Here is a 13,925-nt window from a genome sequence, read left to right on the forward strand (position 1 = left end):
ACGACAGAGGAAAAAAAGCAGGCCATACGACGTATGGCCTGAAAATAAAACAACGATTAGATTCCTGCCGTCTCGCGGATATATTTGCGCGCTTTTACGGCGTATTCGAATGGGTTGGCCAGTGCCGGATCCTGCTCGGCCTCAACCACCATCCAGCCTTTATAGCCATGTTCGTCCAGCAGTTTAAACACCGGACGGAAATCAATGACGCCGTCTCCCGGCACGGTGAAGGTCCCCTTCTTCACGCCGTCAAGGAAGGAGAGCCCTTCGCGACGCACCTGCTCGATCACCGGCGGACGCACGTCTTTCAGGTGCACGTGATTAATACGCGGCAGATATTTTTTCAGAATCGCCAGCATCGGCTCTTCGCCGCCTTCGGAATACCAGGCGTGCCCGGTGTCGTAGAGCAGGAAGACTTTGTCATCCACCAGCGACATAAACTTGTCGATCTCTGCCGTCGTCTGGATACCGGTACCCATATGGTGGTGCAGACAGACCTGCATGCCCTTTTCCGCCGCCAGGCGACCGAGGGTGTTGTAGCCTTCCGCCACCCGCTGCCACTCTTCTTCGCTAAAGCACGGTTTCTCATTCTCCAGGATGGGCTTTTCCAGCCCCTGGATGCTGCCGCTCTGCTCGGAACAGCCGATCACTTTTGCGCCCATAGCATGCAGGAAATTCATGTGGTTAACGAATTCATCAATGGTCTTTTCCCGCTGGCCGTTAGCAAAAAAGGTGCTGAACCAGGCGTTGCAAATATGAATGCCGCGGATATCCAGCATCGGCTTGAGAACCGCCGGATCGCGTGGATATTTGCTGCCGACTTCGCTGCCGGTAAAGCCCGCCAGCGCCATTTCGCTGACGATTTGCTGGAAAGTATTTTCGCTGCCCAGCTCCGGCATATCGTCGTTAGTCCAGCCAATCGGGGCGATAGCCAGTTTTACGTTATCTTTGTTCATAGTAGGGGCTCCTGCCGCTGCGCCTTACCGGCGCAGCAATTCACGTTCGATGAGTTCACGGGTTTCCACTGCCTGGTATTTCATTTTTTCCGGGTAACCGAACAGCGAGGTGGCCACAATAGGCTCACCGCCGACCTTGAAGGTCTGCTCGGCAAATTTCATATCGCGCAGAGTGCGGAACAGCGCGTCGAAATCAACATCCCCTTCCCCGACGCCCACGTGCTGGTGAACGACGGCATCTACGCCCGGCGGGTTAACGATATAGCGGCAATGTTTTGTATGGTTGCGGGTATCCGCGATCAGCACATGGGAGAGATCGCTCCCCGCGTAGCGCAGCATCTTCTCAACATCACCCACGCCTTTGTCATAGAAGAAGGTGTGCGGGACGCTGTAAACGTACTTAACGTTATCGCTGCGGAACGACTTCACAATATCGACGGTTTCGTTGTTCTCTTCGCAGAAGTCCCACGGATGTGCCTGAATTTCAACGCGGATGCCTTCGCGCTCAAAAATCGGCAGCAGCTCTTCCATGGAGCGATAGAACATCTCATCGCAAATCTCCGGCTGGTTAGGATCGCCGGAAAACTCGGTGTTGATCACCTGTACACCCATTTCAACTGCGATTTCGATCAGCCGTTTCCAGTTTTTCACTGCCGCCTGACGGCGCAGCTCATCCGGACCGGACCAGCGGTAGACGCAGATAAACGAAGAGAGCTCCACGCCGGTATCGCGCAGCGCCTGCTTGTACTCAGCCATAATTTCCCGGCTGGCCCGCGGGTGCTTGTAGAACGGGTTGATCTGCGGGTGCGGCGATTGCTCAATGTACTTGTAGCCCCACTCCGCCACCTGATGGACCATTCGGGTTACCCCGAGGTCTTTAATGACATCAACGTCAAAAGCAATTTTCATCGTCGTTACCTGTGCAAAGAAGTTCCGTCAGCAAAGCGGGATTAGCGTTTGTAGAATGCCGGGCATTCCGGCAGCGTCACCTCAACCGGCTCGCTGGTTTCCTGGGCTTTGATACAGGCGTCGGCAGCAACGGACGCCGCATAGCCATCCCACGCCGATGGGCCGTGCAGCTGGCCGGCCTGAACATCATTGATAAAGGCCTGCAGCTCAACGTCATACGCTTTGATAAAGCGATCCTTCCAGTCGGTCAGGATAGCGGTCGACAGATTAGCGGCTTTGCGCATCTGCACGGCCGACGGCTCAGGCAGGCGGGCAATCCCGGTTTCCCCTACCACTTCACACTGGATGTCGTAGCCGTACTGGCAGTTCACGAAGACTTCCACGTCGATCAGTGTGCCTTTTTTGGTTTCAAACGACACGATCTGCGGGTCTTTCAGGCGCGCGTGGGTGTGGGACGTGGAGCGCGGGAAGCGCACCTGCACGGAAACATAGTCGTCATTCAGCAGCCAGCGCAGCACATCCAGTTCGTGAATCAGGGTGTTAGTGATCGCCATGTTGGTGATGTAATCCTCGCCCACCGACTGGTTGCGGTGCGCGCAGCGCAGCATCAGCGGCGCGCCGATGTCGCCGTCATCGATCACTTTTTTCAGCGCCAGATAGCCTTCGTCGTAAGGGCGCATAAATCCAACCTGCACCAGGCGGCGACCAGCTTTCATTTCCGCATCAACGATGCGGCGGCAGCCTTCCGCGCTCATCGCCAGCGGCTTCTCGCAGAACACCGGCTTCCCGGCGGCGATAGCGGCCAGGGTGTACTCTTCGTGGGTGGGGTCCCATGAGGTGACCAGAATGGCATCGACATCGCTGGCTTTAATCACGTCATGACCGTCGGCATAAACTTCGGCATGCACGCCCGGCAGCGCTACCGCGGCGCGGGCGTTCTCTTCGTTGATGTCCGAAACCGCAACGACCGTGGCTCCCTGCAGTACCTGAGTGCAACGACGGATATGCTCTTTACCGATAGCGCCGGCACCGATGACACCTAATTTGAGTGACATAGTTGGTTTTCTCCCGAGATTTGTAGGGTTCAGGGTTTATGTTCTGTTTAGTAATCCCGCGCCTGAGCGCGTTTTTCATTGATCATTTGCGCCACCTTGCGGATCCGCTCGGAGAGCGCAGACTGCGCGACGCCGACGTTCCACCAGCTGCCGTATTTGTGCACCATGGTTTTCGGCAGCACTTTAATGTCTATCAGGGTACTGACGGTTTCGCGGCGCGCGGCGTCCAGCGCGTGGCGCAGTTCTTCTAGCGTCGTGACGCGCCAGGTTTTGCAGCCGTAGCCGGCAGCGACGGTGGCGAAATCTACCGGCACCAGGCCGCCCTGCAGCTGGCCCGATTCGGCGCAGCGGAAGCGGAACTCGGTGCCGAAGCTGTCCATACCGTGCTCCATCTGCAGGTTGTTAATGCAACCGTTGGCCATGTTGTCGAGCAGCACGATGTTGATCTTCGCGCGCTCCTGCAGGGAGGTGACCAGCTCGGAGTGCAGCATCATGAACGAGCCGTCGCCGACCAGCGAATAGACCTCGCTTTGCGGTTGGGCTAACTTCACGCCCAGCGCGGCGCTGACTTCATACCCCATGCAGGAGTAGCCGTATTCCACGTGATAGGTGTTGGTGGCCCGGTTGCGCCAGACGCGCTGCAGGTCTCCCGGCAGGCTACCCGCCGCCGCCACAATTACCGCATCCGCCGGCAGCGTTTCGTTGAGTACGCCGAGAACGCTGCTTTGCGTCAGGGTGGAGTCGGTTATCTGGCGAAATTCGCGATACACCGATTCCCGATCCAGGTGGTCGTCTATTTCCGGGACGAAAGCGGTTTCCTGCCACACCGCCTGGTAAACGCGCTGGGTCTCTTTCAGCTGGCGGCTCTGTACGCTTTCAATCTGCTCTCCCCAGCCAGCCTGCCAGGATTCGCCGGACAGGGCGCCGTCCAGAGCGGTGAGGGCTTCGCGAGCATCCGCCAGCATCGGGATGCCATCCAGCTTCCAGGCGTCGAAGTTGCTGACGTTGATATTGAGGAAGCGCACGCCCGGGTGCTGGAAAATCCATTTTGATGAGGTGGTGAAATCGCTGAAACGCGTGCCAAGACCGATGACTAAGTCCGCCTCTTTCGCCAGCAGGTTCGCCGCCAGGCAGCCGGTTTCGCCGACGCCGCCTACGTTATAAGGATGCGAAGAGACAACGCTGCCTTTACCCGCCTGGGTTTCGGCAAACGGCACGCCGTAGCGCTCGGCAAAACGGGTCAACGCCTCGCCTGCGCCGGAGTATTTCACCCCGCCGCCGCAAACGATCAGCGGCTTACGGCTGGCTTTAATCGCCGCCACGGCATCCGCCAGCTGCGCGGCGCTGGCCGGACGGCGATCAAGGCGGTGTACCCGGCGGGTAAAGAAGGATTCCGGATAATCCCAGGCTTCACCCTGGACATCCTGCGGCAGACAGAGCGTGACCGCACCGGTTTCCGCCGGGTCAGTCAACACGCGCATGGCGTTGATGCAGGCGCTCATCAGCTGTTCCGGACGGGTGATGCGATCCCAATATTTACTCACCGCGCGAAACGCGTCGTTAGTGGTAATGCTGAGATCGTGGCTCTGTTCGATTTGCTGCAGCACCGGATCAGGCTGGCGGGTCGCAAACACATCGCCCGGCAGCAGCAGCAGCGGGATGCGGTTGGCGGTCGCGGTCGCGGCGGCGGTAATCATATTCGCTGCGCCGGGGCCAATGGAGGAAGTACAGGCAATAATCTGACGACGCAAAGACTGTCTGGCAAAACCGGTGGCGACATGCGCCATCCCTTGCTCGTTACGCCCCTGATAGACCCGCATTTCACCGCTATCTTGTTCAAGGGCCTGGCCCATTCCCAGCACGTTGCCGTGGCCAAAGATAGCAAAGATGCCTTTGACGAACTTATGCTCTTCACCATCGACTTCCAGGTACTGGTTATCCAGGAACTTCACCAGCGCCTGCGCCATTGTCAGTCTCAGTTTGCCCATGTTGCCCAATCCTTATTGTCAGTATTTGCGTGTGGGTTAGCGTTTTGCCCTGCGCAGCGATACAAGCGATGAGTCAGGGTAACCGTTAACGCCACTGGAATACTTCTGGATTATAGGCAAACATTTTTTTCATTAAATAGAAATACAGAAGAAATATTTCATTTTGCGAGAGGGATCAAACTCTCTATGCATTTCACCCGTTTCATTCGCATCCTGTATACGGGATAACGCGCAAATTACGCGGCCCACCTCTTAATATCCCCTTAAAAATCATAGGTAAAGACCACATCCAAACGGGCTCCAGTTCAACTTTCAGCCGCAGCCCAGGATCCGAGGCAGAATGAGGCTCAGCGCGGCATAGTGGTATATCCCTCACATTTTTGGTTTTTTAATTTCGATCTAGTTTGCAAATGAAATATTTATTTCTCAAACTAAGGGTAACCAATAACCCTCAGGCTGTTTTCGGAGACGCTGTCGGCATTCCGACTCTTCCGTACAGCAGAAATGCAAAAGGAAACCCTAGCTATGAATGCAGCAGTAAAGCGACTCGACGTCATCTGTATTGGCCGGGTGGCAGTCGATCTCTATGCCCAGCAGATTGGCGCGAGGCTGGAAGATGTCGCCAGTTTTTCTAAATACCTGGGTGGCTCTTCCGGCAACGTCGCCTTCGGCACCGCCATTCAGGGATTAAAATCGGCAATGCTCGCTCGCGTGGGCGATGAGCATAATGGCCGTTTTCTACGCGAAACTCTGAGCCGCGCCGGCGTCGATACCGAATATCTGATCACCGATAAGCAGCGCCTGACAGCGTTAGTGATGCTGGGGATTAAAGATCAGGAGACGTTTCCGCTGATTTTTTACCGCGATAACTGCGCCGATATGGCCCTTTCGCCAGAAGATATTAAGGAAGAGTACATCGCCTCTTCCCGGGCACTGGCGGTAACCGGCACCCACCTTTCGCACGCCAACACGCGCGAAGCGGTGCTGAAGGCGCTGGAGTACGCCCGCCGCCACGGCCTGCGTACCGCGCTGGATATCGACTATCGTCCGGTGCTTTGGGGGTTAACGTCTTTAGGCGACGGTGAAACGCGTTTCATTGAATCCGGCCAGGTAACCAGCCAGCTGCAGGAGGTCCTGCATCTGTTCGATTTGGTGGTGGGGACTGAAGAGGAGTTTCATATTGCCGGCGGCAGCACCGATACCCTGACCGCGCTGAAAAACGTGCGTAACGCCACAAAAGCGACGCTGGTTTGCAAGCGCGGTCCGATGGGCTGCGTGGTGCTGGAAGGCGCCATTCCCGACAGCTGGGATAGCGTGCCGCTGCAGCAGGGCGTACGTGTAGACGTGCTTAACGTCCTGGGCGCGGGCGATGCCTTTATGTCCGGCCTGTTGCGCGGCTGGCTTAACGATGAAGGCTGGGAGCAGGCCTGTCGCTACGCTAACGCCTGCGGCGCGCTGGTGGTTTCACGCCACGGCTGCGCGCCCGCGATGCCGACCAAAGCCGAGCTTGACGACTATCTGTCGCGGGCAGAATCGGTGCCGCGTCCGGATATCGACGCTCGCCTCAACCATCTCCATCGCGTCACCAGCCGCCGCCAGGCGTGGCCGGAGCTGTGCATTTTCGCCTTTGACCACCGTAAGCAGCTGGCAGACCTGGCGCTGGAAACCGGGCGTGATGAATCCTGTATTCCGCAGCTGAAGCTGCTGCTGCTGGCTGCCGCGGAAGCCGCTGCAGATGAAGCCGGTCTTGACGGTCGCAGCGGCATCCTCGCCGATGGCACCTACGGCCAGCGTTCGCTCAATGCCATCACCGGCAAGGGTTGGTGGATTGGTCGGCCGATTGAAATGCCGAGCTCACGCCCGCTGCGCCTGGAACATGGCAACATCGGTTCCCAGCTGATCGACTGGCCGCTGGAACACGTGGTGAAATGCCTGGTCTTCTATCATCCGGCCGATCCCGCCGAGCTGCGCGCCGAACAGGATGCGCTGCTGCTAGAGGTCTGGCAGGCGTGCAACAAGTCCGGGCATGAACTGCTGCTGGAAATCATCCTGCCGGAAAACGGCCCGGATAAAGATGAACGCCACTACCACGACATGCTGGAGCATTTCTATCAGCTGGGCATCCAGCCGGACTGGTGGAAGCTGCCGCCGCTGTCGAGCGCGGAATGGGAAAGGATCGGCAAACTGATCGCGCGCGAAGATAGCTGGTGCCGCGGGATCTTAATCCTCGGCCTCGACGCTCCTTCGGACCGACTGCGCGCCGGTTTTGCTGAAGCGGCGAAGCATCCGATGATCAAAGGTTTTGCCGTCGGGCGCACCATTTTTGGCCAACCTTCACGGCGCTGGATGCAGGGAGAGCTCAGCGACGAGGCGCTGATTAACGAAGTGAAACGCAACTACCTCACGCTCATCGGCTACTGGCGAGAAGCCCGCGGCTGATTCAGCCCAGGCCCGCATCCTCTTCAGAAGATGCGGGCTTTTTTCTGGATCTTCGTGAAATGAATCGCGTATTTCATCGTAGTAAATGAAAAATTCGCTTCATTTGATACACTGGAAATTATATTCCTTTCATTTTCTCAGAGCGCAATCTATGGCCAATAATCCGACCCAACTTACCATCTTGCAGGATGAAATCAGGCGTCGCTACGACACGTTAAGCAAACGCCTGAAACAGGTAGCCCGCTATATTCTCGATAACAGCAATAGCGTGGCTTTCGACACCGTGGCCTCTATCGCGCAACAAGCTGACGTCCCCCCTTCCACGCTTATCCGCTTCGCTAACGCCTTTGGTTTTAGCGGCTTCAACGAAATGAAGCAGATGTTCAAGCAGCACCTGATGGAAGAGACGGCTAACTATACCGAGCGCGCGCGTCTGTTCCGCCAGACCACCACGGATGACGCAACCCCGCCGGAAACGCCGACCGAAATCCTGAATATGTTCACCATGGTCAATACCCAGGCGCTGCAGCAGCTGGCGATGCAGACCTCTGGCGACGATCTGCAGCGCGCGGTCGCGCTGCTGGCGGAAGCGGAGAATATCTACGTTATTGGCCTGCGCCGTTCCTTTAGCGTCGCCTCCTATCTGACCTACGCCCTGCGCCATCTGGACCGTAAAGCGTTCCTGATTGACGGTCTGGGCGGCATGTTTACCGAGCAGCTCAGCCTGGTCGGGCCGAAAGATGTCGTGGTGGCGGTGAGCTTCTCTCCGTATGCGCGGGAAGTGGTTGAACTGGTGGAGCTCGGCGCGCAACGTAAAGCACGACAGATAGCGATTACCGACAGCCAGGTCAGCCCGCTGGCGGCCTTCAGCGACGTCTGCTTCGTGGTGCGCGAGGCGCAGGTTGATGGTTTCCGTTCACAGGTGGCCTCGCTGTGCCTGGCCCAGACTCTGGCGGTCTCGCTGGCGCTGAACAGCAGCAAGGATGCAGAAACGAAGCAGCTGGCTTAAATTTTTCATGACTCCCGGATGGCGACGTAAACGTCTTATCCGGGCTACTAGTCCGCAGACGACGGTAAACCCGTAGCCCGGCTCAGCGCAGCGCGAGCCGGGGGTGCAGCTGGCTTAAGCTTTTCATTATTCCCGGATGGCGACGTAAACGTCTTATCCGGGCTACTTGTCCGCAGACGACGGTAAACCCGTAGCCCGGCTGAGCGCAGCGCGAGCCGGGGGTGCAGCTGGCTTAATTTTTCATGACTCCCGGATGGCGACGTAAACGTCTTATCCGGGCTACTAGTCCGCAGACGACGGTAAACCCGTAGCCCGGCTAAGCGCAGCGCGAGCCGGGGATGTGGCAGGATTGCGACGACGATCTTATTCGGGTTACAGGATCAAAAAGGCCGGCTAGCAACGCTAACCGGCCTTTTTATCCTCAACCGACGTTAATCGTGGCGAGGATAATCAGGGCTATTGATCCACGCGTGATCCTCTTCCCAGGTAAACATCCATTTGCGATCCGGGCCGGCCATCACGTTCAGATAGTAACTGTCATATCCGGCAATCGCCGCCACCGGATGGTAGCCGCGCGGCACCATGACCACATCGTGGTTGTAGGGAGCCATGCAGGCATCGAGGCTGCGGTCATCGGTGTAGACGCGCTGGAAGGCAAAACCCTGCGGCGGATCGAAACGGTGATAGTAGGTCTCTTCCAGCTGGGTTTCCTGGCCCGGCAGCGCCGTATCGTGCTTATGCGACGGCCATGAGCTGGTCGCCCCTTCCTCGGTGTAAACCTCCACCACCAGCAGGCAGTCCGCCTGCACGTTGTCCGGAAGAATATTGTGCACCAGGCGCTGGTTGCGCCCCTTACCGCGATGCTCTACGCCAACGTCCTGCGGGGAGATAACCCGTGCAGGGAAGGTTCCTTTACCCGGCGCGCTGCATACGGCCAGCTCGAGGTCTGAATCCGCCGTCACTTCGACTTTATCCTGCGGCGGCACATAGACTGACCAGGGCGGCGTACGCTCAAATGGCGACATACGCTGGCCAAGGTTGGGGAAATCCGCCCGAGTGGTTTTTACCGAAGCCAGCCCGGCGACCAGCACCAGGCACAGTTCGCGATCGCCGCTTTCCAGGGTGACGGTTTGCCCTTTCTTTAACATCCAGACGTCAAAACCAATGTACTTCCACCCCGCGCTCTGCGGGGTGATGTGCTGAATCTGCCCTTCTTTTTTTGCTTTAGCCAGTAAAGACATGGCGCTCTCCTTCGCCGATTAGCCTAACGTCGGCATACTGAATTCAGATACGGTTTGCTGACCCTGCGGCCAGCGGACGGTGGCGGTTTTCATACGTGTATAGAAGCGCACACCATCCGGGCCATGTACGTTCAGGGCACCGAATACGGAGCGTTTCCAGCCGCCAAAGCTATGGAAGGCCATGGGAACGGGTACCGGTACGTTGACCCCAACCATTCCGGCCTGGACATCATGTACAAATTCACGCGCGGTGTGGCCGTTGCTGGTAAAGACGGCGCTACCGTTGCCGAACTCATGGCTGTTCACCAGCTCCAGCGCGCTGTGGTAATCCGCCACGCGGACAATACCCAGCACCGGACCAAAAATCTCTTCGCGCCAGATAGTCATCTCCGGCGTAACGTTGTCGAACAGCGTTCCGCCGATGTAGTAGCCCTCTTCAAACCCGGGAACCTGCGGCTTACGGCCGTCAACCACCAGCGTCGCCCCCTCGCTGATCCCTTTATCAATATATCCCAGCACTTTTTTCTGATGGGTATCGGAAACGACCGGCCCCATTTCGTTCTCTTCTTTTCCGCGCATACAGCCCGGCCCAACCTTCAGGGATTCCACCAGTGGCTTCAGGCGCGCAATCAGTTTATCCGCCGTTTCATCGCCGACGGCGACCACTACCGGCAGCGCCATGCAGCGCTCGCCCGCCGAGCCGAACGCGCCGCCCATAATGGCGTTCACGGTGGCATCCAGATCGGCATCCGGCATCACAATCGCGTGGTTTTTCGCCGCGCCAAACGCCTGTACTCGCTTGCCATAAGCGCTGGCGGTTTTATAAATATGCTCCGCCACGCCGGACGAACCTACAAAGCTTACCGCCGCGATACGCGGGTCCCGGTAGAGCTGCTCAGCGTCTTCATTGCTGCAGTGCACCACGTTAAAGACGCCATCCGGCAGCCCCGCTTCTTTCAGCAATTCCGCCAGACGCACCGCGGCGGTCGGCGCCAGCGCTGGTGGCTTCAGGACAAAGCTGTTGCCGCAGGCCAGCGCTAGCGGGAACATCCACATCGGTACCATCGCCGGGAAGTTGAACGGTGTAATGCCCGCCACCACGCCCAGCGGCTGCATCAGAGAATAGCTGTCAACGCCGGTACCGACATCCGATGAGAACTCCCCTTTGATCAGATGCGGAATGCCGCAGGCAAACTCGACGACTTCCATGCCGCGCGTCAGCTCACCCATCGCGTCGGAAAACACTTTACCGTGCTCGCTGACGATAATCCCCGCCAGCTCTTCAGCGTGCTGTTCCAGTAACATTTTAAAATTGAACATCACGCGCGCGCGGCGCAGCGGCGTGGTGCGCGACCAGCTCTCAAAAGCATCACGCGCCACCTGAATGGCGTCAGAGACTTCCTGCGCGGTCGATAACGTGACTTCGCGGACCACTTTGCCCGTCGCGGGGTCGAATACCGGCATTGTGTTGTTGCTGCCGCTGGTAACGGTTTTCCCGCCAATAAAGTTTCCTGTGATAGTCATGCTCTCGCCTCATCTGTATGGGGTATCGGGGGCCAACGCAGTACGGCCCATTGCTGGATCTGCTGTGCTATAACCGTAGTAAAATGAAATTAATATTTCAATATTGATAGCTAATGAAATTCAATTTTGGTGACGATGGTCGCAATTTATTGTAAGGAAACGCCGCCTTGCGCGCTAAAGCCCGACAAAAAGAGATTAGACGTAGCGCCTTCTGGAACCGGCAGCAATGAAGGCACAACAGAAAAATATTTTGCGAGTCGGCTCAAAAAATCGCCATTTCATACATTGCTAATTTTGGAATAAATGTTTTGACTATGAGGCATTCGAACGAATTCGATCCCTACGTTTCTGGAGAGTCAAAATGGCTATTGCATCGCAACGCTTCTGCATCAACCGCAAGATCGCCCCGTCATTCAGCATTGAGGCCTTTTTCCGGCTGGTGAACAGCCTCGGGCTGAACAAAGTCGAGCTACGTAACGACCTCCCCAGCGGAAAAGTAACCGACGACCTGAGCCACCAGCAGGTTCGCGAGCTGGCTGACCGCTACCATATTGAGATCCTCACGATCAACGCGGTCTACCCTTTCAACTGCCGCACCGCAGAGGTTCGTAGCCTGACGGAGTCATTGTTAAAAGAAGCCAAAGCCGTTGGCGCCAAATCGCTGGTGCTGTGCCCGCTGAACGATGGTACCGAGGTTCCGGCGAGCGAAACCCTTAACGCCCTGCGTGACCTGGCGCCGTTATTCGCCTTCTACGGCATTCAGGGACTGGTGGAACCGCTCGGTTTCCCGCAGAGCTCGCTGCGCTCCTCGGCGCAGGCGCAAACGCTGATCCACGACGCGCGGGTGCCGTTTAAGCTGCTGATCGATACCTTCCATCATCATCTTTATCCGCAGGCGGAGCAGGAGTTTAACCAGGTGGATATCGGCGAAATCGGTCTGGTCCATCTTTCCGGCGTAGAGGATACCCGCCCACGCGAAGCCCTTACCGACAATGAGCGCATCATGCTGAGCGCAAAAGACCAGCTGCACAGCTGCGAGCAGGTCAAAAACCTGGAGGCGCGCGGTTATCAGGGCGTGTATGCGTTCGAGCCCTTCGCGCCGGAGCTGGCAAACTGGAGCGAAGACGATATCCGCCGCGAAATTGAGCAGAGCATCGCGTTAATTCAGCGCCACTGCGCCTGAAGCGAATAAGCGAAGGCGCGCGTGATTTCCCTGCTTTTGTCATCAAGTTGCCTATACTCGCAGCAGGATAAATGGAGAAATCGATCATGAGCGCACCTCTGCTAATTGCCCGCACGCTGGATAAACAGCTGCATTTACTGCCCGCTATGGCCAACCGCCACGGCTTAATTACCGGCGCCACGGGGACCGGTAAAACCGTCACCCTGCAAAAGCTGGCGGAGTCGTTCTCGGAGATCGGCGTTCCGGTATTTATGGCCGATGTGAAAGGCGACCTCACCGGTATCGCCGAGTCGGGCCAAAGTTCGGAAAAGCTGCAGGCGCGGCTGGAGAAAATTGGCGCAACGGACTGGCAGCCGCACGCCAATCCGGTGGTGCTATGGGATATTTTCGGCGAAAAAGGCCACCCGGTGCGCGCCACGGTTTCCGATCTCGGGCCCCTGCTGCTGGCTCGCCTGCTCAACCTCAATGAGGTTCAGTCCGGGGTGCTGAATATCATTTTCCGTATCGCCGACGATCGCGGGCTGCTGCTGCTCGACTTTAAAGACCTGCGCGCCATTACCCAATACATTGGCGACAACGCCAAAGCGTTTCAGAACCAGTACGGCAATATCAGCAGCGCCTCCGTAGGGGCGATTCAGCGCGGGTTACTCACCCTTGAGCAGCAGGGGGCGGAGCACTTTTTCGGCGAACCTATGCTCGATATTCAGGACTGGATGCGCGTCGACGCTGAGGGTAAAGGGGTGATTAATATCCTGAGCGCCGAGAAGCTCTACCAGATGCCGAAGCTGTACGCCGCCAGCCTGCTATGGATGCTCTCCGAGCTTTACGAACGGCTGCCGGAAGCCGGCGACCAGGAGAAGCCAAAGCTGGTCTTTTTCTTTGATGAAGCGCATCTGCTGTTTAACGATGCACCGCAGGTGCTGCTGGATAAAATCGAGCAGGTCATTCGTCTGATTCGTTCTAAAGCCGTCGGGGTCTATTTTGTTTCACAAAACCCGTCGGACATTCCCGATGCGGTTCTCGGCCAACTGGGTAATCGCGTGCAGCACGCCCTGCGCGCCTTCACGCCGAAAGACCAAAAAGCGGTAAAAACTGCCGCGCAGACCATGCGCGCGAATCCGGCGTTCAGTACCGAACAGGCGATTCAGGAGCTGGGCACCGGCGAAGCGCTGATCTCCTTTCTTGATGAGAAAGGCAGCCCTTCGATAGTGGAACGCGCGATGGTTATCGCCCCCTGCTCGCGTATGGGGCCGGTCACCGATGACGAACGCAACGGGCTACTTAACCACTCGCCGCTGTACGGAAAATATGAAGAAGAGATCGACCGTGAATCGGCCTTTGAAATGCTGCAACAGGGCGTTCAGAGCACAACGGAGCAGCAGCAGTCACCGCCCGCAAAAGGCCAGCAAAACGGCGATGACGACGGCCTGCTGGGCGGATTAAAAGACATTCTGTTCGGCACCACCGGTCCGCGCGGCGGCAAACGCGACGGTATCATACAAACGGCAGCCAGGAGCGCGGTGCGTCAGGTCACCAATCAGATAGTCAGGGGAATGCTGGGAAGCTTGCTTGGCGGGCGGAAACGCTAAAAAAACGCCCCCTTTCTGAATTCAGGAAGGGG

The 13,925-nt window shown here is 57.4% G+C and carries 10 protein-coding genes; 4 read left to right on the top strand and 6 right to left on the bottom strand.

The features are described 5' to 3' along the window. Positions 1-56: 56 nt before the first annotated feature. The 4 genes from iolE to iolD are packed head-to-tail and all read right to left on the bottom strand — an operon-like array spanning position 57 to position 4,908. Entirely contained in the window at positions 57-956 is a 900-nt protein-coding gene (gene iolE / locus K7H21_RS24935) for a myo-inosose-2 dehydratase (protein ID WP_087829745.1), read from the bottom strand. A 24-nt stretch (positions 957-980) separates the two neighbouring features. After that, positions 981-1,865, bottom strand: coding sequence for a sugar phosphate isomerase/epimerase family protein (locus K7H21_RS24940; RefSeq protein ID WP_004098146.1), 885 nt, complete (start codon positions 1,863-1,865; stop codon positions 981-983). Positions 1,866-1,906: 41 nt separating this feature from the next. Beyond that, positions 1,907-2,920: a bifunctional inositol 2-dehydrogenase/D-chiro-inositol 1-dehydrogenase gene (gene iolG, locus K7H21_RS24945; protein ID WP_004098145.1), complete on the bottom strand. Its 1,014-nt coding sequence runs from the start codon at positions 2,918-2,920 to the stop codon at positions 1,907-1,909. 47 nt (positions 2,921-2,967) lie between these two features. Next, on the bottom strand, positions 2,968-4,908 hold the full coding sequence (gene iolD / locus K7H21_RS24950; RefSeq protein WP_009652310.1) for a 3D-(3,5/4)-trihydroxycyclohexane-1,2-dione acylhydrolase (decyclizing): 1,941 nt from the start codon (positions 4,906-4,908) through the stop codon (positions 2,968-2,970). A gap of 525 nt (positions 4,909-5,433) precedes the next feature. Here iolD and K7H21_RS24955 point away from each other — a divergent pair. Together K7H21_RS24955 and K7H21_RS24960 are read left to right on the top strand one after the other, a co-directional pair. Continuing rightward, positions 5,434-7,347: a bifunctional 5-dehydro-2-deoxygluconokinase/5-dehydro-2-deoxyphosphogluconate aldolase gene (locus tag K7H21_RS24955; protein ID WP_004128291.1), complete on the top strand. Its 1,914-nt coding sequence runs from the start codon at positions 5,434-5,436 to the stop codon at positions 7,345-7,347. A 151-nt stretch (positions 7,348-7,498) separates the two neighbouring features. Beyond that, positions 7,499-8,356 (top strand): MurR/RpiR family transcriptional regulator, encoded by an 858-nt coding sequence (locus K7H21_RS24960; protein WP_004098142.1) that lies wholly within the window; start codon positions 7,499-7,501, stop codon positions 8,354-8,356. Positions 8,357-8,787: 431 nt separating this feature from the next. Here K7H21_RS24960 and iolB read toward each other — a convergent pair whose 3' ends face one another. Then, complete coding sequence (gene iolB / locus K7H21_RS24965) at positions 8,788-9,597, bottom strand: 5-deoxy-glucuronate isomerase (RefSeq protein WP_004128289.1); 810 nt, start codon at positions 9,595-9,597, stop codon at positions 8,788-8,790. A gap of 18 nt (positions 9,598-9,615) precedes the next feature. Continuing rightward, on the bottom strand, positions 9,616-11,121 hold the full coding sequence (locus K7H21_RS24970; RefSeq protein ID WP_049114575.1) for a CoA-acylating methylmalonate-semialdehyde dehydrogenase: 1,506 nt from the start codon (positions 11,119-11,121) through the stop codon (positions 9,616-9,618). A gap of 361 nt (positions 11,122-11,482) precedes the next feature. On the opposite strand from K7H21_RS24970, the gene K7H21_RS24975 reads away from it, so the two are divergent. Next, the gene (locus K7H21_RS24975) at positions 11,483-12,304 is read left to right on the top strand and encodes a TIM barrel protein (RefSeq protein ID WP_004128287.1); all 822 of its coding nucleotides are present in this window, start codon (positions 11,483-11,485) and stop codon (positions 12,302-12,304) included. An 86-nt stretch (positions 12,305-12,390) separates the two neighbouring features. Next, positions 12,391-13,893 (top strand): helicase HerA-like C-terminal domain-containing protein, encoded by a 1,503-nt coding sequence (locus tag K7H21_RS24980; RefSeq protein WP_223035446.1) that lies wholly within the window; start codon positions 12,391-12,393, stop codon positions 13,891-13,893. The last annotated feature ends 32 nt before the right edge of the window (positions 13,894-13,925 follow it).

Source organism: Klebsiella sp. CTHL.F3a (genome assembly GCF_019890895.1).
GTDB classification, from domain to species: domain Bacteria; phylum Pseudomonadota; class Gammaproteobacteria; order Enterobacterales; family Enterobacteriaceae; genus Klebsiella; species Klebsiella grimontii.

Excerpts from the sequence above, each read along its gene's own strand:
- K7H21_RS24980 (WP_223035446.1), top strand. The coding sequence starts at position 12,391 with ATGAGCGCACCTCTGCTAATTGCCCGCACGCTGGATAAACAGCTGCAT.
- K7H21_RS24955 (WP_004128291.1), top strand. The coding sequence starts at position 5,434 with ATGAATGCAGCAGTAAAGCGACTCGACGTCATCTGTATTGGCCGGGTG.
- K7H21_RS24970 (WP_049114575.1), bottom strand. The coding sequence starts at position 11,121 with ATGACTATCACAGGAAACTTTATTGGCGGGAAAACCGTTACCAGCGGC.
- iolE (WP_087829745.1), bottom strand. The coding sequence starts at position 956 with ATGAACAAAGATAACGTAAAACTGGCTATCGCCCCGATTGGCTGGACT.
- K7H21_RS24975 (WP_004128287.1), top strand. The coding sequence starts at position 11,483 with ATGGCTATTGCATCGCAACGCTTCTGCATCAACCGCAAGATCGCCCCG.
- K7H21_RS24940 (WP_004098146.1), bottom strand. The coding sequence starts at position 1,865 with ATGAAAATTGCTTTTGACGTTGATGTCATTAAAGACCTCGGGGTAACC.
- iolD (WP_009652310.1), bottom strand. The coding sequence starts at position 4,908 with ATGGGCAAACTGAGACTGACAATGGCGCAGGCGCTGGTGAAGTTCCTG.
- iolG (WP_004098145.1), bottom strand. The coding sequence starts at position 2,920 with ATGTCACTCAAATTAGGTGTCATCGGTGCCGGCGCTATCGGTAAAGAG.
- K7H21_RS24960 (WP_004098142.1), top strand. The coding sequence starts at position 7,499 with ATGGCCAATAATCCGACCCAACTTACCATCTTGCAGGATGAAATCAGG.
- iolB (WP_004128289.1), bottom strand. The coding sequence starts at position 9,597 with ATGTCTTTACTGGCTAAAGCAAAAAAAGAAGGGCAGATTCAGCACATC.